This is a genomic window from Flavobacterium rhizophilum (genome assembly GCF_046000485.1).
In the GTDB taxonomy this organism is placed as follows: domain Bacteria; phylum Bacteroidota; class Bacteroidia; order Flavobacteriales; family Flavobacteriaceae; genus Flavobacterium; species Flavobacterium rhizophilum.
Map to the genome: position 1 here is coordinate 139,052 of NZ_JBELQB010000005.1, position 21,201 is coordinate 160,252.

20 protein-coding genes are annotated in these 21,201 nt (G+C 37.8%); 15 read left to right on the top strand and 5 right to left on the bottom strand.

Going from position 1 to position 21,201, the window contains the following annotated elements; all coding sequences use genetic code 11:
- Window positions 1–8: 8 nt before the first annotated feature.
- Both nusB and ABS768_RS07890 read right to left on the bottom strand, forming a co-directional pair.
- A complete protein-coding gene (nusB, locus tag ABS768_RS07885; protein WP_408074420.1) occupies window positions 9–962 on the bottom strand; it encodes a transcription antitermination factor NusB in 954 nt (317 codons plus the stop codon).
- Window positions 963–1,049: 87 nt separating this feature from the next.
- Window positions 1,050–2,153: a Glu/Leu/Phe/Val dehydrogenase dimerization domain-containing protein gene (locus ABS768_RS07890; RefSeq protein WP_408074421.1), complete on the bottom strand. Its 1,104-nt coding sequence runs from the start codon at window positions 2,151–2,153 to the stop codon at window positions 1,050–1,052.
- 195 nt (window positions 2,154–2,348) lie between these two features.
- On the opposite strand from ABS768_RS07890, the gene ABS768_RS07895 reads away from it, so the two are divergent.
- Both ABS768_RS07895 and ABS768_RS07900 read left to right on the top strand, forming a co-directional pair.
- Entirely contained in the window at window positions 2,349–4,106 is a 1,758-nt protein-coding gene (locus tag ABS768_RS07895; protein ID WP_408074422.1) for an ABC transporter ATP-binding protein, read from the top strand.
- Window positions 4,107–4,178: 72 nt separating this feature from the next.
- Complete coding sequence (locus ABS768_RS07900) at window positions 4,179–4,550, top strand: PUR family DNA/RNA-binding protein (protein ID WP_408074423.1); 372 nt, start codon at window positions 4,179–4,181, stop codon at window positions 4,548–4,550.
- Between the two features lie 33 nt (window positions 4,551–4,583).
- Here ABS768_RS07900 and ABS768_RS07905 read toward each other — a convergent pair whose 3' ends face one another.
- Window positions 4,584–4,916: a tRNA-binding protein gene (locus ABS768_RS07905; RefSeq protein ID WP_408074424.1), complete on the bottom strand. Its 333-nt coding sequence runs from the start codon at window positions 4,914–4,916 to the stop codon at window positions 4,584–4,586.
- A 66-nt stretch (window positions 4,917–4,982) separates the two neighbouring features.
- Here ABS768_RS07905 and ABS768_RS07910 point away from each other — a divergent pair, with 66 nt between their 5' ends.
- Window positions 4,983–5,537 carry a thioredoxin family protein gene (locus tag ABS768_RS07910; RefSeq protein ID WP_408074425.1) on the top strand — a complete coding sequence of 185 codons (555 nt, stop codon included), beginning with the start codon at window positions 4,983–4,985 and terminating at the stop codon, window positions 5,535–5,537.
- 76 nt (window positions 5,538–5,613) lie between these two features.
- Here ABS768_RS07910 and ABS768_RS07915 read toward each other — a convergent pair whose 3' ends face one another.
- Window positions 5,614–6,156 carry a hypothetical protein gene (locus tag ABS768_RS07915; protein ID WP_408074426.1) on the bottom strand — a complete coding sequence of 181 codons (543 nt, stop codon included), beginning with the start codon at window positions 6,154–6,156 and terminating at the stop codon, window positions 5,614–5,616.
- A gap of 112 nt (window positions 6,157–6,268) precedes the next feature.
- Window positions 6,269–7,201, bottom strand: coding sequence for a peptidylprolyl isomerase (locus ABS768_RS07920; protein ID WP_408074427.1), 933 nt, complete (start codon window positions 7,199–7,201; stop codon window positions 6,269–6,271).
- Window positions 7,202–7,307: 106 nt separating this feature from the next.
- On the opposite strand from ABS768_RS07920, the gene ABS768_RS07925 reads away from it, so the two are divergent.
- The 12 genes from ABS768_RS07925 to ABS768_RS07980 all read left to right on the top strand — a co-directional run bounded on the left by ABS768_RS07925 (window position 7,308) and on the right by ABS768_RS07980 (window position 21,198).
- Window positions 7,308–8,108, top strand: coding sequence for a class I SAM-dependent methyltransferase (locus tag ABS768_RS07925; protein ID WP_408074428.1), 801 nt, complete (start codon window positions 7,308–7,310; stop codon window positions 8,106–8,108).
- A 45-nt stretch (window positions 8,109–8,153) separates the two neighbouring features.
- On the top strand, window positions 8,154–8,606 hold the full coding sequence (locus ABS768_RS07930) for a DUF1569 domain-containing protein (protein WP_408074429.1): 453 nt from the start codon (window positions 8,154–8,156) through the stop codon (window positions 8,604–8,606).
- A 115-nt stretch (window positions 8,607–8,721) separates the two neighbouring features.
- Entirely contained in the window at window positions 8,722–9,396 is a 675-nt protein-coding gene (trmD, locus tag ABS768_RS07935) for a tRNA (guanosine(37)-N1)-methyltransferase TrmD (protein WP_408074430.1), read from the top strand.
- Window positions 9,397–9,547: 151 nt separating this feature from the next.
- Window positions 9,548–9,898, top strand: a complete 351-nt coding sequence (gene rplS / locus ABS768_RS07940) for a 50S ribosomal protein L19 (protein ID WP_408074431.1) — start codon at window positions 9,548–9,550, stop codon at window positions 9,896–9,898.
- Window positions 9,899–10,089: 191 nt separating this feature from the next.
- Window positions 10,090–11,469, top strand: a complete 1,380-nt coding sequence (locus ABS768_RS07945; RefSeq protein WP_408074432.1) for a cytochrome ubiquinol oxidase subunit I — start codon at window positions 10,090–10,092, stop codon at window positions 11,467–11,469.
- Between the two features lies 1 nt (window position 11,470).
- The gene (gene cydB, locus ABS768_RS07950) at window positions 11,471–12,508 is read left to right on the top strand and encodes a cytochrome d ubiquinol oxidase subunit II (protein WP_408074433.1); all 1,038 of its coding nucleotides are present in this window, start codon (window positions 11,471–11,473) and stop codon (window positions 12,506–12,508) included.
- Window positions 12,509–12,734: 226 nt separating this feature from the next.
- Window positions 12,735–14,960, top strand: coding sequence for an NADP-dependent isocitrate dehydrogenase (locus ABS768_RS07955; protein WP_408074434.1), 2,226 nt, complete (start codon window positions 12,735–12,737; stop codon window positions 14,958–14,960).
- A 160-nt stretch (window positions 14,961–15,120) separates the two neighbouring features.
- Window positions 15,121–16,185: a sensor histidine kinase gene (locus ABS768_RS07960; protein ID WP_408074435.1), complete on the top strand. Its 1,065-nt coding sequence runs from the start codon at window positions 15,121–15,123 to the stop codon at window positions 16,183–16,185.
- Window positions 16,182–16,934, top strand: coding sequence for a LytR/AlgR family response regulator transcription factor (locus ABS768_RS07965; RefSeq protein ID WP_408074436.1), 753 nt, complete (start codon window positions 16,182–16,184; stop codon window positions 16,932–16,934). Before ABS768_RS07960 ends, ABS768_RS07965 begins: the two co-directional genes overlap by 4 nt.
- Before the next feature lie 183 nt (window positions 16,935–17,117).
- Window positions 17,118–19,496 carry a TonB-dependent receptor gene (locus ABS768_RS07970; RefSeq protein ID WP_408074437.1) on the top strand — a complete coding sequence of 793 codons (2,379 nt, stop codon included), beginning with the start codon at window positions 17,118–17,120 and terminating at the stop codon, window positions 19,494–19,496.
- Window positions 19,497–19,506: 10 nt separating this feature from the next.
- Complete coding sequence (locus ABS768_RS07975) at window positions 19,507–20,331, top strand: DUF4249 family protein (RefSeq protein WP_408074438.1); 825 nt, start codon at window positions 19,507–19,509, stop codon at window positions 20,329–20,331.
- Between the two features lie 42 nt (window positions 20,332–20,373).
- On the top strand, window positions 20,374–21,198 hold the full coding sequence (locus ABS768_RS07980) for a DUF4249 domain-containing protein (protein WP_408074439.1): 825 nt from the start codon (window positions 20,374–20,376) through the stop codon (window positions 21,196–21,198).
- Window positions 21,199–21,201: the final 3 nt, after the last annotated feature.

A 21,201-nucleotide genomic window follows, 5' to 3' on the forward strand; every position in this document is an offset into this window, starting at 1 on the left:
ATTTGGTTTTACATTAAACCTCTACCGGTTTTTACTAATTTATTACTGTTTTGGTAATCCTTAATTAAGTTATCTAAAATACCGTTGATAAATATACTACTTTTTGGCGTAGAATACTCTTTAGCAATCTCAAGATACTCGTTAATTGTTACTTTAACAGGAATGGATGGGAATTTTAAGAATTCGCAAATAGCCATTTTCAGTATAATAGCATCAAGCTCTGCAATACGCTCAGAATCCCAGTTAGGTGTTTTATCTGTAAACTCCTGAGATAGTTCTCTTTCATTTAAAACCGTTTTTCTAAACAGGTTTCTCACAAAGTCACGATCATCAATATCCTTATATAATTTAGGAATATGTATTGCATCATATCCTTCCTCTGTCGGTTTTTTAATTTGTTTAAGCTGTTTCACAACCATAGTATTAACCAGCGGAATATCATCTACCCAGGTTAATTTATAGTCTTCAAGATATTCATACAGCTTTTCGTTTGGAGCAATAACTTCGGTAAACAGGTTTACTACAAAATCTCTGTCTTGAGCAAAGCTGTTTTCCTCGTTGTCCATATACTCTTTATACAACTCGCTTTCCTTAACGGCATCAAGAAGGATTAGAATATAATCGTCGTTATTTTTCCAGTTGTAAACCTTACGATCTTCAATAGCTATACTAAGCGAGTTGCTTTCTGCTAAAAGATGTAAAACTTTGTTATTGACAAACTTCCTGTTTGGGTTTCTTTCTATGGCTGTAGCAAGATGTTTTTTGCTTGACCTGTCTAAAAACCCCTCTTCACTGTTTCTGATTTCAACCAGTGCCGAAAGCATAATAAGGTACAGATCCTGTATATTTTCTATACTATGAAAAAGGAATTTTTCTTCCTTATCCAAACTGTCTGAACCATTTTGATGCATCGCATATATTGATTGCATCACTTTAACACGAATATGTCTTCTGTTTAACATCCGTCGTAAGAACATTTAAAATTAGCGAAGCGAAAGAGGTCTTCTTTCGCTTCGCAAAAATAGTAATATTATTTTAAGGCTTAATAATTATTTAGCCATTTCTTTTTTTCTGTCGTCAATACGTTTTTGCGCCATAGACATTGCTGCCTGATGAGTAGTAAGACCGTTAGCTTCAGCAAAGTGGAAAATCTCTAATGTAGTATTATAGATATTTTCAGTTCTCTTCATAGCCTCAGCTTTATCATATCCGGCAATCTCTGCATACACATTAATTATACCTCCGGCGTTGATAAGGAAATCAGGAGCATAAAGAATGCCTTTATCCTGAAGCATTTTTCCGTGTACATTCTCTACAGCAAGCTGGTTGTTTGCAGCACCTGCAATTACCTTAGCTTTAAGCTTTGCAATAGTTTCATCGTTAACGGTAGCACCAAGTGCACAAGGAGCATAAATATCTACATCTGCACTGTAAATATCGTCACCCATAAAGATTTTAGCACCATATTTAGCACCAACTTCTTCCATTCTTGCCTGGTTGATATCAGATATCTGTACAAGAGCACCTTCTTTAGTAAGGTAATCAATAAGAGTTTCACCTACGTGACCTGTACCCTGTACCAATACTTTTTTACCTTCAAGGCTTTCAGAACCAAACTGATGCTTAGCAGCAGCTTTCATCCCCATATAAACTCCGTAAGCAGTTACAGGCGATGGGTTACCTGACCCTCCTCTTTCTTCAGAGATACCTGTTACATAAGGAGTCACGTCACGAATAAGGTCCATATCAGGAGTTGTAGTTCCTACATCTTCTGCAGTGATATACTTACCACTTAAAGAGTGAACAAACTGCCCGAACCTTGTAATCATTTCAGGTGTTTTATCAAGTCTTGAATCACCAATAATAACAGCTTTACCACCACCAAGGTTTAGTCCTGAAATAGCAGACTTATACGTCATACCACGAGACAACCTCAATACGTCATTTAAAGCCTCCCATTCGTTCGCATACTTCCACATTCTCGTTCCACCAAGTGCAGGCCCTAAAACTGTATTATGAATACCAATTATTGCTTTTAAACCAGTATCTTTGTCATGACAAAAAACGATTTGTTCATGGTCATTAAAAGAAGCTTGTCCAAAAACCGGATCAACTTTTACAAGTTCGTTAGCATTAACAACTTCTGTTATCATGATATTATTTTTTAAATTGAAATTTATTCAAAAACAGGTTACAAAAATACATTTAAATTTAAGATGTAGCAAAATAAAACCTTTTTTTTAATTTTTCGATAATTAAAATAGCTTATTTTTGACAAGACCTTTTCTCGGCATGAGCATGTGTTTTAACACTTTAACCTAAAAATATTCTGAGTTAAAAACAGAACAATGAAAGAACTTCAGCATTTAAACAAATACTTTGTAAAATATAAATTTCAATTTCTTTTAGGAATTTTAATCACCATTTTAAGTAACATATTCTCGCTGTTTACACCCCAGTACACAGGAGCCATAATAACTGCTGTTGAGAACTATACAGGCGGTAAAATAGGCATGGACGGGGTTAAACACGAAATATTGCAAAGTGTACTAATTATTATAGGAGCAACTCTTATAGCCGGTATACTTACCTTTTTTATGAGGCAAACCATTATTGTAATGTCGCGCCACATTGAGTTCGACCTTAAAAACGAAATCTTTGAACACTATGAGAAGCTATCTCAAAGCTTTTACAAAAAGAACCGTACAGGTGATTTAATGAACCGTATTAGTGAAGACGTAAACAAAGTACGATCTTACGTTGGGCCGGCAATTATGTACAGCCTTAACACTATTATACGTTTTATCATTATTATTACCCACATGTCAATCCTGTCTCCGGAACTGACACTGTACACTCTAATCCCGTTACCTATATTATCGTATAGTATATTTAAAATTAGCGTAGAAATAAACAAGCGAAGTACCCGCTATCAGGAAAACCTTTCTAAACTGGCAAGTTTCACACAGGAAATGTTCTCGGGCATCAGGGTTATAAAAGCTTACGCTCTTGAAAAACAAAAGCAGGACGATTTCACCCAACTATCACGCGATAGCAAAGCAAAAAATATGAGCTTGGCCAAAGTTAGCGCCATGTTTGGTCCGTTTATGATACTTTTAATAGGACTTAGTAACCTTATAGTTATATATGTAGGCGGTAAATTATACATAGAAGGCACCATTGAAAACATTGGTATGATAGTAGAGTTTATACTATATATAAATATGTTAACCTGGCCGGTAGCCTCTTTAGGATGGATATCAAGCATGGTACAGGAAGCCGAAGCCTCTCAAAAAAGGATTAATGAATTTCTTAAAACTGAACCTGAAATTCAAAACAACAATCCTGAAAAATCGGTTATTGAAGGAAACATAGCCTTTAACAATGTAACCTTTACTTATGAAGACACTAATATAACAGCACTTAAAAACGTGTCATTTAACATCAACAAAGGAGAAACACTAGCCATATTAGGTAAAACAGGATCGGGAAAATCAACTATACTATCACTCATAAGCAGGCTTTACGATGTTGAACAGGGAACAGTAACAATTGACAATACAAATATAAAAGAGTTAAATCTTTACGACCTGCGTAACAGCATAGGGTTTGTACCACAGGACGCGTTTCTGTTTTCAGACACCATAAAAAACAATATCAAATTTGGTGATGAAGACGCTACAGATGAAGAGGTTATTGCAGTAGCTAAAAAAGCTGTGGTACACGATAATATTGCTGCTTTTAACAAAGCTTACGAAACCATATTAGGCGAAAGAGGTATAACACTTTCAGGCGGACAAAAGCAACGTGTATCTATAGCAAGGGCAATGATTAAAGATGCCCCGGTATTACTACTTGACGACTCCCTTTCGGCTGTAGATACTGAAACTGAGGAAGCTATACTTAACAACCTTATGGATTTTTGCAGAGATAAAACCACTATCATTGTAAGCCACAGGGTATCATCTGCTAAAAATGCCGACAGGATAATTATACTGGAAGATGGTGAAATCATACAACAAGGCACTCACAATCAACTTGTAAATCAGGCTGGTTATTATAAGGAGCTTTACATTAAACAACTATCCGAAAAAGAAATAAATTAATTTGTTGGATTTTTAAGATTTTTTTTAGATTTTTGGTAGCTACATAAACCAATTAAAAAACTACGAAGGATTATGAGAGATAATGACATGCTTGAAAAGGAAGAGATTTTTTCTAAAGTTTTAAGAGCGGGAAGAAGGACTTATTTTTTTGACGTAAGAGCTACTAAAGCCGATGATTACTACATTACAATCACTGAGAGCAAAAAATTTACTGAGGAGGACGGCTCTTTCCACTTTAAGAAACACAAAATTTATCTTTACAAAGAAGATTTTGCAGCCTTCAGAAGCATTCTGGACGAAATGACAGAATATGTTCTTGATAACAAAGGAGAAGAAGTAATCTCTGAAAGACATCAAAAGGACTTCAAGAAAATGTTTGCAGAAAAAACTCCTGAACCTGTAGGAACAGAAAGTTTTACAGATGTAAACTTCGAAGACATTTAATAAAAAAACTGCCTAAAGGCAGTTTTTTTATTTTTATCCTATACGCAATCCGTTTTCTACTTTAAAATCGGGCGCCAGTAATACAATATCATTATCTGCCCCCACTGCCCCAAGCACCAGGCACTCACTCATAAATTTACCTATTTGCTTTTTAGGAAAGTTCACTACAGCAACAATCTGCCTTCCGGTTAACTGTTCTTTGGTATAACGTTTTGTGATTTGTGCTGATGATTTTCGTATCCCTATTGTTTCTCCAAAATCAATAACAAGCTGATAGGCCGGTTTTCTGGCTTCAGGAAAATCGTTCACCTCTGTAATGGTACCCACACGCATTTCTGTTTTTTCAAATTCTTCCCAGGTTAACATAGCTTTTGTATTTATTTTATTTTAAAATTTATTGTAATTTGCTAAAGTAATTTATTTCTTTCAAAAATGGCAAATACACCGTCAAACATGTTACCGCTGGGCTCCATAGCCCCTGATTTTTCATTAAAGGCAACCAACTTTGATGACAGCTATTCCTTTAGCGATATTAAAGGCGAAAAAGGCACACTGGTAATGTTTATATGCAACCACTGCCCTTTTGTGATTCATGTTATTGATGAAATTGTTATGATTGCCAATGATTACAGAGTACAGGGAATAGGCATGGTAGCCATAAGCAGTAACGACCCGGTAAAGTATCCGCAGGATGCTCCCGACCAAATGACGGAATTTGCTTTTAAAAATGATATTGACTTCCCTTACCTGTTTGACGAAACACAGGAAGTAGCAAAAGCTTATGATGCAGCCTGCACACCTGATTTTTACCTTTTTGATTCCCGAAACCGATTGGTATACCGTGGTCAGCTGGATGACTCACGCCCCGGCAATAATATACCTGTAAGCGGTAGCGACCTGCGCAATGCTATTGATGGTGTTTTATACAACCGTAATATTCCCGAACCTCAAAAACCAAGTATTGGCTGTAATATTAAGTGGAGGTAATTTAATGTAACAATTTGTAGTTTACTTATAAGTATCACATTAATAAATTGACACATTGAATAATTTTACAAATTAATTACTGTTTTTCCAGTACTATTTCCAGAGGCTTATTCATTTTACGACCAAATTTCATAGCCGCGTCCCTGCTTTCATTAGAGCAAAGCACATACATATTGTAAGCATACAGCTGAATAGTAACCGGCTTGTAAGTACCCGTAGTATCTTCAACCTTTACACTAAAATTATCTGCCTTAAAAGTATTAGCTACAGATAACAGATAATTATCTTTAGCAAATGGGAAAAACCAACGCTCTTTAGTAGCCGTAGCCCCCTCTGTTAACCTCTTATTATTATCATCTATTTTGTAGTTAAGCGAGAACTCAAGCGGCTTATTGGCATTACTCCAGCTATACATGTTATTCACATTAATAAGATCCCTACCCAGACTATCTACTACAGTAACCTTTAAGTTTTTGATATTATCTTCATTTCCCTGCTCGTGTATATGCAACACTAAGTAAGATGTAAAGTCATAACCACAGTGCATACTTGATCCCGGAATTTGTGCTTTTGCAGAAATTCCAAACAATATAACAAACAGTAATAGTAGCTTTTTCATAATCATATTAATGTGTTTTACAAAAGTAATCCATATATAGTTCACTTTCAAAAAGTATTCCAAATAAAAAGGCTGCCTACCGGCAGCCTTTTTATTTTATGCTAGGACATTATTATTTTACATCCATTAGCTCAACATCAAAAACAAGTGTTGCATCTGCCGGGATAACACCACCTGCACCACGTGAACCGTAACCTAAGTGAGAAGGAATAACAAAACGAGCCTTATCACCTACCTGTAGTAAAGCAATACCTTCGTCCCATCCTGAGATTACATGACCCATACCAAGAGGGAAAGATATTGGCTCTTTTCTTTTATAAGATGAGTCAAACACCTGACCATTGTCAAGAGCACCTGTATAGTGCACAGAAACAGTTTTACCTTTCTCAGCCTGCTTACCGTTACCTTTTTGGATTATTTTATAACGTAGTCCGCTTTCGGTTTTATCAAATCCGGCGGCAAGTTTTTCCATTTCTGCCTCAGCTTTTTGTTTAGCCTCTTCAATACGTTTTTCGCGCGCACCTTCAAAAGTTCTGAAAGCTTCAATAGCATTCCAGTTTTTAGCCTCATCACCTTCACGAATAATTTCAATGCTTTCAATCTCATCACCCTGAGCAACAGCATCAACCACATCCTGACCTTCAACCACGTGACCGAAAACAGTATGTTTACCGTCTAACCACGGAGTCTCTACGTGAGTGATAAAGAACTGAGAACCGTTTGTACCGGGACCTGCATTTGCCATAGAAAGTACACCGGGACCACTGTGTGTAAGTTCGGGATGAAACTCATCGTCAAACTGATAACCAGGACCACCAACGCCGGTACCTACCGGGCATCCGCCCTGAATCATGAAATCAGGAATAACCCTGTGAAATTTAAGTCCGTTATAATATGGTTTACCTTGTGGTTTAGCATCGTTTTCAAGATTACCTTCAGCAAGACCTACAAAGTTACCTACCGTTCCCGGGGTCTTGTCATGCGTAAGTTTCACTAAAATAGAACCTTTTGGTGTATTGAATTTAGCGTAAATTCCGTTTTCCATCTGTCTTTTTGTTTTTATATGAGGTGCAAATTTACAAATTAATTACTACTAAACCTGATGGCGAATTATAAGAAAAAGGTAAATTTGAACAATCAATCATTTTATTATGGAAACAAAAGACAACTATATCAATATAAACAAGGAAGCATGGAATAAAAAAACCTCATTCCATATAGAATCATCTTTTTATGACATGCCCTCATTTTTAAGTGGAAATTCAACCCTAAACAGCATAGAACTTGAACTATTAGGGAATGTTACAGATAAAAAAATACTACACCTGCAATGCCATTTCGGTCAGGACTCTATTTCCCTTAGCAGGATGGGAGCTACAGTAACAGGAGTAGATTTTTCAGACGCCGCTATAACCAAAGCCCTTGAACTGGCAGAAACCACAGGTACTAATACTCAATTTATATGCTGCGATATATACAGCCTGCCTGACAACCTTAACGAAAAGTTTGACATTGTATTTACCATTTATGGCACCATAGGCTGGTTGCCCGATCTTGACAAATGGGGCAAAGTGATAAACCACTTCCTTAAACCCGGAGGCAGTTTTATCATTGCTGAATTCCATCCTTTTGTATGGATGTTTGATAATGGGTTCAGTAAAATAGATTATAGTTACTTTAACGAGGAAGCCATTATTGAAACCGAAACAGGTACTTATGCCGACAAAGCTGCCGACATGGAAACAAAAACCATATCATGGAACCATGATCTTAGCGAAGTATTTAGTAGCCTGATAAACAACAACCTCGAAATTAAGACTTTTAAAGAATATAATTACTCCCCATACGACTGTTTTAACGACATGGAAGAGTTTGAACCCAAACGTTACAGAATACCGCACCTGCAAAACAAAATTCCTTTTGTTTATGCCTTAAAAGCTGTTAAAAAGTAAAGCGATTTATTCTTAATTTTGAGGCTCATTAATCAAAAAAATAACATGAAAAGCATTTTTAATCCAACCGATAATCGCGAAGTTATCGACAGAATAAATCAGCTTTCCCCTATTACACTTTCGCAGTGGGGCAAAATGACTGTTAGCCAGATGCTGTTGCACTGTCAGCAAATTATTAAAGTAGCACACGGCACACTGGAACTGAAACCTAACAAATTGCTTGTTTTCTTTTTTGGAAAATCGGCCAAGAAAAAACTAATGGAGCCACAACCTTTCGGGAAAGGGATGCCAACGGCAAAAGAATTTAAGATTTCACATGAACCCGATTTTGAAACCTCTAAAGCAGAATTAATCGCACTGGTAGAGACTTTTTCAAAAGAAGGACACAAATGCATAAAAAACATGAAACACCCTTTCTTTGGTGAAATGACCATTGAAGAATGGGACACTTTACAATACAAACATCTTGACCACCACCTTAAACAGTTTGGTGTATAAATGTAAAAATAAGTCAGTGGCTTAATGTTGCAATTATTGTAGCTTCGGTAATTTCGTTTTACTTTTGCACCCTCATTGGTACATTAAACCACTGGTTCATTTAAAAATTAGCAAAATGCGCATCGACATTATCACTGTATTACCCGAAATTTTAAGGAGTCCGTTTGAAGCTTCAATACTAAAAAGAGCTATAGACAAAGGACTTGTAGAGGTGCACCTGCACAACCTTAGGGATTACAGCACCAACAAACACAAAAATGTAGACGACTACCAGTTTGGCGGTGGTGCCGGTATGGTTATGATGATCGAACCTATTGATGCCTGCATTAGTAAACTGAAAAGTGAAAGGGAATATGACGAGGTTATTTACATGACCCCCGACGGCGAAACTCTTAATCAGGGAATGGCCAACCAAATGTCCATGCTTAAAAACATTATTATTCTTTGCGGACATTATAAAGGTGTAGACCAGCGTGTACGTGACCACTTCATTACCAAAGAGATTTCCATAGGCGATTTTGTACTTTCGGGTGGAGAACTTGCTGCCGCCGTTGTTACCGATTCTATAATCAGGCTTATACCGGGAGTTTTGAGTAATGAAACATCGGCACTTACCGATAGTTTTCAGGACAACCTGCTTTCCCCTCCTATTTATACACGCCCTGCCGAATACAAAGGCTGGAAAGTACCCGATGTACTTTTAAGCGGGAATTTTTCTAAAATTGACCAATGGAGAGAAGATAAAGCACTGGAACATACCAGGAACAGAAGACCCGATTTACTTGAATAGCAAACACTTACAGCCTTAAAATTTATATTTAATTTAAGGTCAAAATATTTCTGCGTATTAAAAAAATATTTATATTTGCAGCCAATTTCGGACCAACCTCTGGCGATACCCGTGCATGTTGCTCTGATTCAAACGTTTAAATTAAAAAATCATGTCTGATTTAGTAAAATTCGTTCAGGACGAGTTCGTAACAAAAAAAGATTTCCCTGAGTTCAGTTCAGGAGACACAATCACTGTGTACTACGAAATTAAAGAGGGTGAAAAAACAAGAACACAGTTCTTTAAAGGTGTTGTTATCCAAAAAAGAGGTGCTGGTATCACTCAAACTTTCACCATCCGTAAAATGTCTGGTTCAGTAGGTGTAGAGCGTATCTTCCCTGTTAACATGCCGGCATTACAAAAAATTGAAGTTAACCAAAGAGGTAAAGTTAGAAGAGCACGTATATTCTACTTTAGAGACCTTACCGGTAAAAAAGCGAAAATCAAAGAGAGAAGAAGATAATTTCTTTGAAGAGCTACATAATAGAATCCCTGTGTTTTACACGGGGATTTTTTTTGCTTAAATTTTAAATAATTATGCATGCATCACATCTGATTATTTAATATCTTTGAGGGAGCCGCAAGGTATTTCTGCAGGAGGCTAAAAACATGCGTTGCGGCACAGTTTTTCACCCTTTTAAACCCTTTCTTCTTATGGATGTCGAAATACTTTCCCGCATTCAGTTTGCCTTTACGGTAGCCTTTCACTACATCTATCCCCCTTTAAGTATTGGTCTTGGCCTTATAATGGTAATCATAGAAAGCCTGTACATTAAAACAGGTAATAAAGAATATGAGAGCCTTGCCCGATTTTGGACAAAAATATTTGCACTCACCTTTGGTATTGGTGTTGCCACCGGTATTGTTATGGAGTTTGAGTTTGGCACTAACTGGGCTACCTATTCCCGCTATGTAGGCGACGTATTTGGAAGCGCACTGGCGGCCGAAGGTATATTTGCCTTTGCACTAGAAAGCGGCTTTTTAGGGATACTCCTTTTCGGCTGGAACCGTGTAAAGCCCTGGGTACACCTCACGGCAACGATAGGCGTGTTTTTAGGATCTATGTTCTCGGCAGTATGGATAGTAGTTGCCAACAGCTGGCAGCAAACCCCGGCGGGTTATCATATAGTAGGTGAAGGACTCAACGCCCGTGCCGAAATTACCGACTTCTGGGCTATGGTATTTAATCCCTCCAGCGTAGACAGGCTTATTCACACTTGGCAGGGAGCTTTTTTGGCAGGAGCCTTTTTAGTACTTAGCGTACATGCCTACTATTTAAGGAAAGGGAAGTTTGTAGCCATTTCCAAAAAAGCTTTTAAAATAGCACTTACCGTAGCCACTATATTTTCTTTATCCCAATTAATGTCAGGACACAGCTCAGCCGAAGGCGTAGCACACAACCAGCCGGCAAAACTCGCTGCACTGGAAGGGCACTTTGATGCTTCTGCCCCTGCCGATATGTATGTTATGGGCTGGGTAAACAAAGAAGAACAAACCGTAAGCGGAATAAAAATACCCGGAGGACTATCGTTTCTGCTTAGTTATGACTTTGATACACCCGTTACAGGCCTTAATGCCTTCCCCGAAGAAGACAGGCCTTCACAACTCAATGCCATTTTCCAGTTCTACCATATTATGGTTGCTATAGGTAGTTTTTTAATATTGCTTACACTTTATGCCTGCTACCTGTGGTGGCGTGGCAGGTTGTTTGACAAACGATGGCTCTTGTGGATATTCTCCTTCTCGGTACTGCTGCCACAAATAGGGAATCAGGTAGGCTGGTTTGCTGCCGAAATGGGCAGGCAGCCCTGGGTGGTATATGGTCACTTGCGTACCAGTGATGCCTTATCACAAAGTGTAAGGGAAAATCAGGTACTGTTCTCACTTATACTGTTTTTTTTGGTGTACTTTATACTGTTCCTGCTCTTTATCTATTTGCTCAATAAAAAGATAAAGCACGGGCCGTATGACAGCAGCAGGGATAATGACAGGCCGTTGCAGGAAGAAATTACAGAATTTATAACAGGAGGATAACATGGAAACATTTTTAGGAATAGATTATCCCACTTTGTGGTTTTTGGTTGTGGGCGGACTTTTTTCCGGCTACGCCATTTTAGACGGATTTGATTTTGGTGCTGGTGCATGGCATCTGTTCTTTAAAAAAGAGGAAAGCAGGCGCATAGCCCTTAATGCCGTAGGACCTGTTTGGGATGGTAACGAAGTATGGCTTGTTATTGGAGGCGGTGCTTTGTTTGCAGGCTTCCCTGTTATGTATGCTTCCATGTTCTCTGCCATGTATATTCCTTTTATACTGTTCCTGCTCTTCATTATTTTAAGGGCTGTTTCCATAGAATTCAGGAGTAAGGAAGAAATGCTTTGGTGGCGCAAAATGTGGGACATCAGCTATAGTGTTTCCAGTATTATGCTTGCCTTTTTACTGGGAGTAGTATTAGGCAATGTATTACAGGGAATCCCTCTTGGTGAGAACTTTGAATATCAGGGTGGCCCTTTACTTGAATTCCTAAATCCTTATGCCATTATGGTAGGACTTACCACCCTGGCCCTTTTTATGACACACGGAGCCATATACCTACTTATGAAAACCGAAGGACGGCTGTTTGCTAAGCTTACCATATTGGTAAAAAGAGGAATCATCTTTTTTGTGGTTATTTTTGGTATAACTACTATATATACACTGATTTACATCCCTCACCTTTCAGACACCTTTAGGGAAGACCCTGTTATGTTTGCCGTACCGCTTGCCACATTCCTGTGTATTGCAAACGTACCACGACTTGCAATGAAGCACAGGTATAAACTTGCCTTTTTATTCTCGGCACTCAGCATGAGCTTTATGCTTATGCTTATAGCTATAGAGCTTTACCCTGTATTACTTATCTCTACGATAGACCCTCAATATAGCATAACGGTATATAATGCTGCCTCTTCAGAAAAATCATTAGGCATCATGCTGAACATTGTAGCTATTGGGGCACCATTAGTATTAGCCTATACCGTTTTCGTATACAGCACATTTAAAGGCAAAGTAAAGATGGACGAAACCAGCTATTAAACAATAAATGTTTGGGATTCAATCATTTTTTTAAAGTTTACAAAAGGGGAATTAAGTTAGTTTTTGCTATATTTGCGAGCCTTGATATTAAAAGGAATACGACTTTCGTATACAAATACACTCCTTTTGATAAACCGGCTTCACATAATATAGATTAACTCATTAATAATTATCCTTTCGGCTTCACGAGGTAAAGCCGTAGGGCGCTTTTAAAAAACGTAAAAAAATGTCAAAAACATCTAGGATTATTTACACAATAACCGATGAGGCTCCAATGCTGGCCACCCACTCTTTCCTTCCTATCGTTCAGTCATTCGCTGCTCCGGCAGGAATTGAAGTTGAAACAAGAGACATTTCACTTGCGGGAAGAATTCTTGCTAATTTCCCTGAAAACCTTACTGCCGAACAAAAAATAGGTGATGCATTAAGCGAACTTGGAGAACTTGCTAAAACTCCTGAAGCTAACATTATAAAATTACCAAACATTTCTGCTTCTGTTCCTCAGCTTAAAGCTGCAATCAAAGAACTTAAAGCTCAGGGATACGACCTACCGGAATATCCTGAAGAGCCTAAAACAGATGCTGAAAAAGAAATAAAAACACGTTATGCTAAAGTACTGGGGTCTGCAGTTAACCCTGTACTACGTGAAGGTAACTCAGACCGTAGGGCTCCAAAAGCAGTTAAGAACTACGCTAAGGCTCACCCACACTCAATGGGAGCATGGAGCGGAGATTCTAAAACCCACGTTGCAAGCATGACAGAAGGTGATTTTTACGGAAGTGAGAAATCAGTTACCGTAAAAGACGCTACCGATGTAAGAATCGAATTTGTGGCTAACGACGGTACTGCTACAGTACTTAAGCCAAGTACTCCGCTTAAGGCAGGAGAAATAATTGACTCTTCTGCACTAAACCTTAACAAGCTTAAAGCTTTCGTTTCTGAGCAGGTAGAAATCGCTAAACAACAGGGAGTATTATTCTCTGTTCACCTTAAAGCTACGATGATGAAGGTTTCAGACCCTATTATTTTCGGCGCTATTGTAGAGGTGTTCTTTAAAGATGTATTCGCTAAGTATGCTGCTTTATTTGAAGAGCTTGGTGTAGACACAAGAAACGGTTTAGGCGATGTTTATGCTAAAATTGCAGGTACTCCACAGGAAGCTGAAGTTAAGGCTGCTATTGAGGCAGTATACCAAAACGGCCCTGCTATTGCAATGGTAAACTCTGATCAGGGTATTACTAACCTTCACGTTCCTTCAGACGTAATTGTAGATGCTTCTATGCCGGCTATGATTCGTACTTCAGGACAAATGTGGAATGCAGCAGGTAAACAACAGGATACGCTTGCTATAATTCCGGACAGAAGTTACTCTGGTGTATATACTGCAACTATTGAAGACTGTAAGGCTAACGGTGCATTTAACCCTTCAACTATGGGTAGCGTACCAAACGTTGGTCTTATGGCTCAAAAAGCAGAAGAGTACGGTTCTCACGATAAAACATTCCAACTTTCTGCAAACGGTGTTGTTAAGGTTATAGATAACAATAACGGTACTGTTTATATGGAACAGAATGTTGAGGCTGGTGACATTTTCAGAATGTGCCAAACTAAAGATGCTCCTATTCAGGATTGGGTTAAACTTGCTGTAAACCGTGCAAGATTATCTGAAACTCCTGCCGTATTCTGGTTAGACGAAAACAGAGCACACGATGTTCAGATTATCGAAAAAGTAAAAACTTACCTTAAAGACCACGATACAAATGGTCTTGAAATTCATATAATGAACCCTATTGAGGCTACTAAATTCTCTTTAGAGAGAATTAGAAAAGGTCTTGATACGATCTCTGTAACCGGTAACGTATTACGTGATTACCTTACTGACCTGTTCCCTATCCTTGAGCTTGGAACATCAGCTAAGATGCTTTCCATCGTTCCGTTAATGAATGGTGGTGGTTTATTTGAAACAGGTGCGGGAGGTTCCGCCCCTAAACACGTTCAGCAGTTTGTTGAAGAAGGATACCTGCGTTGGGATTCACTTGGTGAGTTCTTAGCACTTGGTGTTTCTTTTGAACACTTAGGTCAAACTCAAAACAACGCAAAAGCTATCGTACTTTCTGAAGCTCTTGATATTGCTAATGAGAAATTCCTTGAAAACGACAAGTCTCCTGCACGTAAAGTAGGGCAGATTGACAACCGTGGTTCTCACTTCTACCTTGCTCTTTACTGGGCTCAGGCTCTTGCAGGTCAGGATAAGGACGCTGAACTTAAAGCTAAATTTACCCCAATTGCAGAAGAACTTACTGCTAACGAGGCTAAAATTAACGACGAGTTAATTGGTGCTCAGGGTAAAGCTCAGGAAATAGGAGGTTACTACCACCCTGATTTTGCTAAAACAGACAATGCAATGCGTCCAAGCCAAACGCTAAACACTATATTAGCGAAACTGGCTTAATACAAGCATTCAGTATAATTAAAAAGCTGCCCGTTAGGGCAGCTTTTTTTATACACTTAAACCTGCTCATTCAACACTTCAGCTACTTTTTAAGTAGGTTCAGGAAAAATAAGTTTGTTATTTACCACAGCCACTCTATTTTTGACATAATAATGAAAAAATGAGCCCTAGTATACATAAATACCTAACTTATAAAATCATAGCCCGGATTATAGTCCTTACACTTTTCGGGCTCATTTTCAAATCATTTGATTTGTCATTCATAAAGGATAACCCTGATTATAATACACGTTCACTGGTATTTGTAACAATGTATGTTGTAGTAGGGTTTATAATATGGGAAGGAGCAGTTAGGATATCAAAATTTACAGAACGTAAATTAAGCCAGTCCGCTAACCGTAAAAAACTAATTGTACTTTGCTCTGTTTTTTTACTATATGGTGTTATAGCCGCATTTGTTTTTGGTTTTATATATGCCGTAACAGATATTTTATTTTTTAACCGTTATGAAGCCTGGGACAGTTTTACTTTACCAAGTTACGACCTTATATTTGGAAGTTTTCTTTTCTATTTTCTTATACTCGCTTTTAACGGAATCATTTTTTATTACAGGCAATGGAGGGAAAATCTGCTACATACTGAAAGACTGATGCGTGAAAATACCGAAGCAAAATATGAAGCCCTAAGAAACCAGATTGATCCACACTTCTTTTTTAATTCACTTAGTGTATTAACAAACCTTGTTTATAAGGATCCTGATATTGCAGCCGACTATATAACACAGCTTGCCAAAACTTACCGCTACATACTCGATAAGAAATTTGAAAACATGGTTACTTTAGAAACCGAATTAAATTTTCTTGAGTCCTATCTGTTCCTTATAAATATAAGACATCAAAATAGTATTAATATTGAGATAGATCTTGATGACAATATTATTAAAAAATGCCTTATTGCTCCCGCTACCCTACAAATGTTATTTGAAAATGCTATAAAGCATACCCGTTTTTCTTTGACATCTCCGCTTTCTATCTCCTTAAAAAAAGAGGATAACTGGCTAATTGTAAAAAATAATCTTTGCAAAAAACAAAGCTCAGAGGCCTCTTCGGGACTGGGGCTGGAAAATATTAAAAAACGTTATGAGTTAATAGGAAACAACAGCATTATTATTTGTGAAAGTAATGATTCGTTTATTGTAAAAATACCTGTAATACTGCCCTTATGAATGTCGTAATTTTTGAAGATGAAAAACATAATGCCGAAAGGCTGGAACAACTGCTGTTAAAAACCGGAAAAAACATTAGCATAGTAGCTGTTATCCCATCTGTTTCTGAGGGATTAAAATGGTTGGATAATGGTGGTACTGCCGATTTGGTTTTAATGGACATACAATTATCTGACGGAAACTGCTTTGAATTAATTGAAAAAACAAACCTGAATCTTCCTGTAATATTCACCACAGCTTACGATAACTTTACGCTCAAAGCCTTTAAGATTAATAGTATCGACTATTTAATGAAACCTATAGATCACAATGAGCTAAGGGCAGCTATCAATAAATTTGAACAGCTCAGATCTCCTATGGCTATGGATATTAATAAAATTGCTAATGCCTTTTTTAAAAGAGACACTGCCAGGTTACTGGTAAAAATCAACAACCAGTTTATTTATATTAAATCGCAGGAAATAGCCTATATACAGGTTTCAGATAGCATACCTTATGTATATACCTTTAACAAACAGAAATTCCCGTTGGATTACACGTTAGACTATTTGGTAAACATACTGGACCAACATAATTTTTTCAGGATTAACAGGCAGTTTATGGTAAATATAGATGCCATTCAAAAAATAAGCGGTTATTTTAATAGCAGACTAATACTAAAGCTCGAACCTCAAACAAATGAAAACGTAATTGTAAGCAGAGAAAAAGTAGCCTCTTTTAAAAATTGGTTAGAAGGCAATGTAATATAACGAGTTTAAAAAAATGTAAAGCATGTAACAAAATACAATTTCAAACGTCTGTTAGACGTTATCAATCCAAATATTAAAGAATAATAAGGGTTTTACGCATTTTCATCAGAATAATTTACCTTTATCTTTATTTAATATTCGAATTTTGCTAAAAAGAAAACAACAACTCAATCAATCAAAACAATGAACATTATTACCCAAAGATGCCTCACGGTCATCTTATTATTGTTCGCTACTGTAGGATTTTCTCAAGAAAAATACACGCTTAGCGGAACAATCTCAGACATGAGTAGCAGTGAAACCCTTATTGGAGCTACAGTTTACATTGTAGAAACCCAAACTGCAATCTCTACAAACGAATATGGTTTCTTTTCCATATCCCTTCCGGAAGGCACTTACACAATCGAAATTAGTTATGTAAGCTTTTCAACCATTACCGAAACCGTAAACCTGAACCAAAACATCAGGAAAAACTACGAACTCTCATCATCAAGTCAGGAACTTAGCGAAATTGTAATTTCAGACAATCAGCCAAAGGCTAACATCAAAAAACCCGAAATGAGTGTTAACAAACTCTCTGTACAGGAAATTAAGAAAATGCCTGTGGTTATGGGAGAGGTAGACGTTTTAAAATCTATACTTACCCTACCGGGGGTTACTAATGCCGGAGAGGGTTCATCGGGCTTTAACGTACGCGGTGGAGCTGCCGACCAAAACCTTATATTACTGGATGAGGCAACTATATTCAACTCCTCCCACCTTTTCGGTTTCTTTTCGGTATTCAATTCCGATGCCATAAAAGATCTTAAACTATATAAAGGCGGAATCCCTGCACGTTACGGTGGCAGGTTATCATCGGTACTGGATATATACCAAAAAGAAGGTAACAAGAATGAATTCCACATGAATGGTGGTATAGGTGCTATTTCAAGCCGTTTGCTGGCCGAAGGTCCGCTTGTAAAAGGTAAAGGTTCTTTCCTTATAGGTGGTAGAGCCTCATATGCACACCTTTTCCTGAAACTTTCAGATAATGACAACTCAGCTTATTTTTACGACCTTAATACTAAGTTAAGCTATCAGTTAAATGAAAACAACAACCTGTACCTTTCAGGTTATTTTGGGCGTGATTTATTTGACATCAGCAACAGCTTTAATAATGTATATGGTAACACAGTACTTAACCTTAGATGGAATCACCTGTTTAACGAAAAACTGTTCTCTAATGCTTCTTTAATCTATAGCGATTACTACTATGGGCTTGAGCTCGGTTTTGTAGGATTTACATGGGAATCGGGGATTAAGAACTATAATTTTAAATACGATTTCAAGAACTATATTTCAGATAAGTTTAAGCTAAACTATGGTGTTAATGCCGTTTACTACGACTTTAATCCTGGTACTATTAAACCTATTGACGAAACCTCAACGGTTAACCCCGATCAGTTAGACCGAAAATACGCCTTTGAGCCTGCTGCTTACATTGAGGCAGAGCACGAGCTTACCGATAATATTACCGTTAGCTATGGATTGCGTTACAGTATGTTCTATAGGATGGGACAACAGGAAGTGGCACTTTATGCTAACGACCAGCCCGTGGTGTTTAACGACGAACTTAAAATATACGAGAAAGGCGAAATTACAGGTACCGAATACTACAGTAGCGGTAAAACCATTGCCGACTTTAGTAACCTGGAACCTAGAGCAGGTGTTTCCTTTAAACTGGATGACAATCAGTCTATAAAAGCCAGCTATAACAGGATGGCACAATACCTTCACCTTATTTCTAACACCGCGTCTCCTACTCCGCTGGATATATGGACGCCAAGTGGTAAGTACATCAAACCCCAGTTACTGGATCAGGTAGCCTTAGGGTATTTCAGAAACTTTAAGAATAACGAATACTCCCTTGAAGCCGAAACATTCTATAAAAAAGTAAAAAACAGAATTGATTATATTGACGGAGCCGACCTTATTGCTAACAACAATATTGAGCAGGTTATACTTAACGGAAAAGCCCGTTCATACGGACTTGAATTACTTTTCAGGAAGAACACTGGTAAGCTAACAGGATGGGTTTCTTATACCCTTTCAAGATCAGAACAGCAAACACCGGGCAGAACTCCAGATGAAACAGGTATTAACAATGGCGGATGGTACCTTTCGGGCTATGATAAGCTGCATAATCTTTCGGTTACAGGATCTTACGAATACAATAACAAATGGTCGTTTGGGGCAATTTTCGCTTTACAGTCGGGTAAACCTGTTACCTATCCAAACGGACAGTACGTATATGGTGATTTAGTAATTCCTAGCTACGGATTAAGAAATGAAAACAGGGTTCCGGCATACCACCACCTGGACGTATCGGCTACCTATACTCCAAAACCCGATAAGAAAAAAGGATGGCAGGGCGAATGGGTATTCAGTATCTACAACCTGTACAACAGGATGAATGCCGCTTCCATTAACTTTAGGCAAAATGAAGATACCGGAGCTAATGAGGCAGTAAGGCTTTCTATTTTCGGTATAATACCAAGTGTTACCTACAACTTTAAATTCTAAGACAATCATCATGAAAAATATAAAATTCCTACTATTATTATTTACTGCTTCGCTGACTTTTACAGCTTGTGAAGATGTAATTGAAGTAGACCTTGATACGGCAGAACCGAGACTGGTTATTGACGCCTCAATAGAATGGATAAAAGGTACAGACGGAAGTAACCAAACCGTAAGGCTAACTACAACAACAGGATATTATGAACCGGAAATCCCTGTAGTATCGGGTGCTACGGTATTTGTTACCAACAATACATCGGGTGTAGTATTTACTTTTAACGAAGTGCCAAATACAGGTAATTATGTATGTAATGATTTTATTCCTGTAATCAATAATGAATATACCCTTACCGTGATTAACGACGGGGAAACTTATACCGCTACCGAAAAACTATTTGCCGTTCCCGAAATTTCTAATGTTATACAGGATGACGAAGGGGGTGTTTTAGGCGATGAGATTGAAGTGCGTTTCTTTTGGCAGGACAACGGTGCCGAAGTAAACTACTATATGGCCCGTTTTGATATAGATTTACTGCCTTACCCTGATTATGATGCACTGGATGATGAATTTTTCCAAGGGAATGAAATGTTTGCTTTTATTAGCCATGAAGATCTTAAAGCAGGAGATGTTGTACACTTTAAGCTTGGCGGTACTTCTGAAAGATTCTTTAATTATCTTATGCAGCTTACAAATGTTGCCGAGCCGGGTGGCGGTCCGTTCCAAACTCCGCCTACTACTGTACGCGGTAATCTGGTAAACGAAACCAATATAGATAACTATGCTTATGGTTATTTTCGCGTTACTGAAGTAGACATTATGGAGTATACCGTACAATAATTACTTTATTTTTGTGTTAGGCTGTAAGCGAACCTCCACAAAATGAGAAAAATATACTATTTATCACTCGTCTTCATGAGCCTTTTTATAACGGCTTGCGAAGACGTTGTTGATTTAGATATCCCCACTTCTCCGCCCCGCCTTGTGGTCGATGCTTCAATAATCTGGATAAAAGGATATACTGGGCAACATCAAACTATTCGGCTAACCACTACTACAGGCTTTTACGATACCATTATACCTACCGTAAAGGGCGCTAAGGTTTATGTCAAAAACAGCCATAATACTGTATATAACTTCACAGAGTCTGATAACGTACAAAGAACAGGGCAGTATGTATGTGATAACTTCCAGCCTGCTATAAACGAAACGTATACACTATACATTGAACTGAACGGAGAAACCTATACCGCAACCGAAACACTTATTAGTGTACCTCAACTGGAGGAGGTAGTACAAAGCGAGGAAGGATTTAACGACGGAGACACTACTTTAAGGGCTTACTTTCAGGATCCTCCCGATGAGGAAAATTACTACATGCACAGCTTTATAAGGGCTAATAAAGGATCTAACGATGCTATTTTTGACGATGAATTCGTTAATGGGAATTATACTTACACAATTCGTTTGTATGATGATTTACAGCCAAATGAAGAAATGATAATTTACCTGTATGGCATTTCTCCGCGCTATTACAGCTATATGAGTAAGTTACTGAGTCTTATTCCGCCCGATACTCCAAACCCTTTTCAAACACCTCCTATTAGTGTGAGGGGCAATATTATAAACCAAACTAACCCCGATAATTATCCTTTGGGTTATTTCAGGCTTAGTGAAGCTTCCTTTATTGAGTATACAGTACAATAAAGT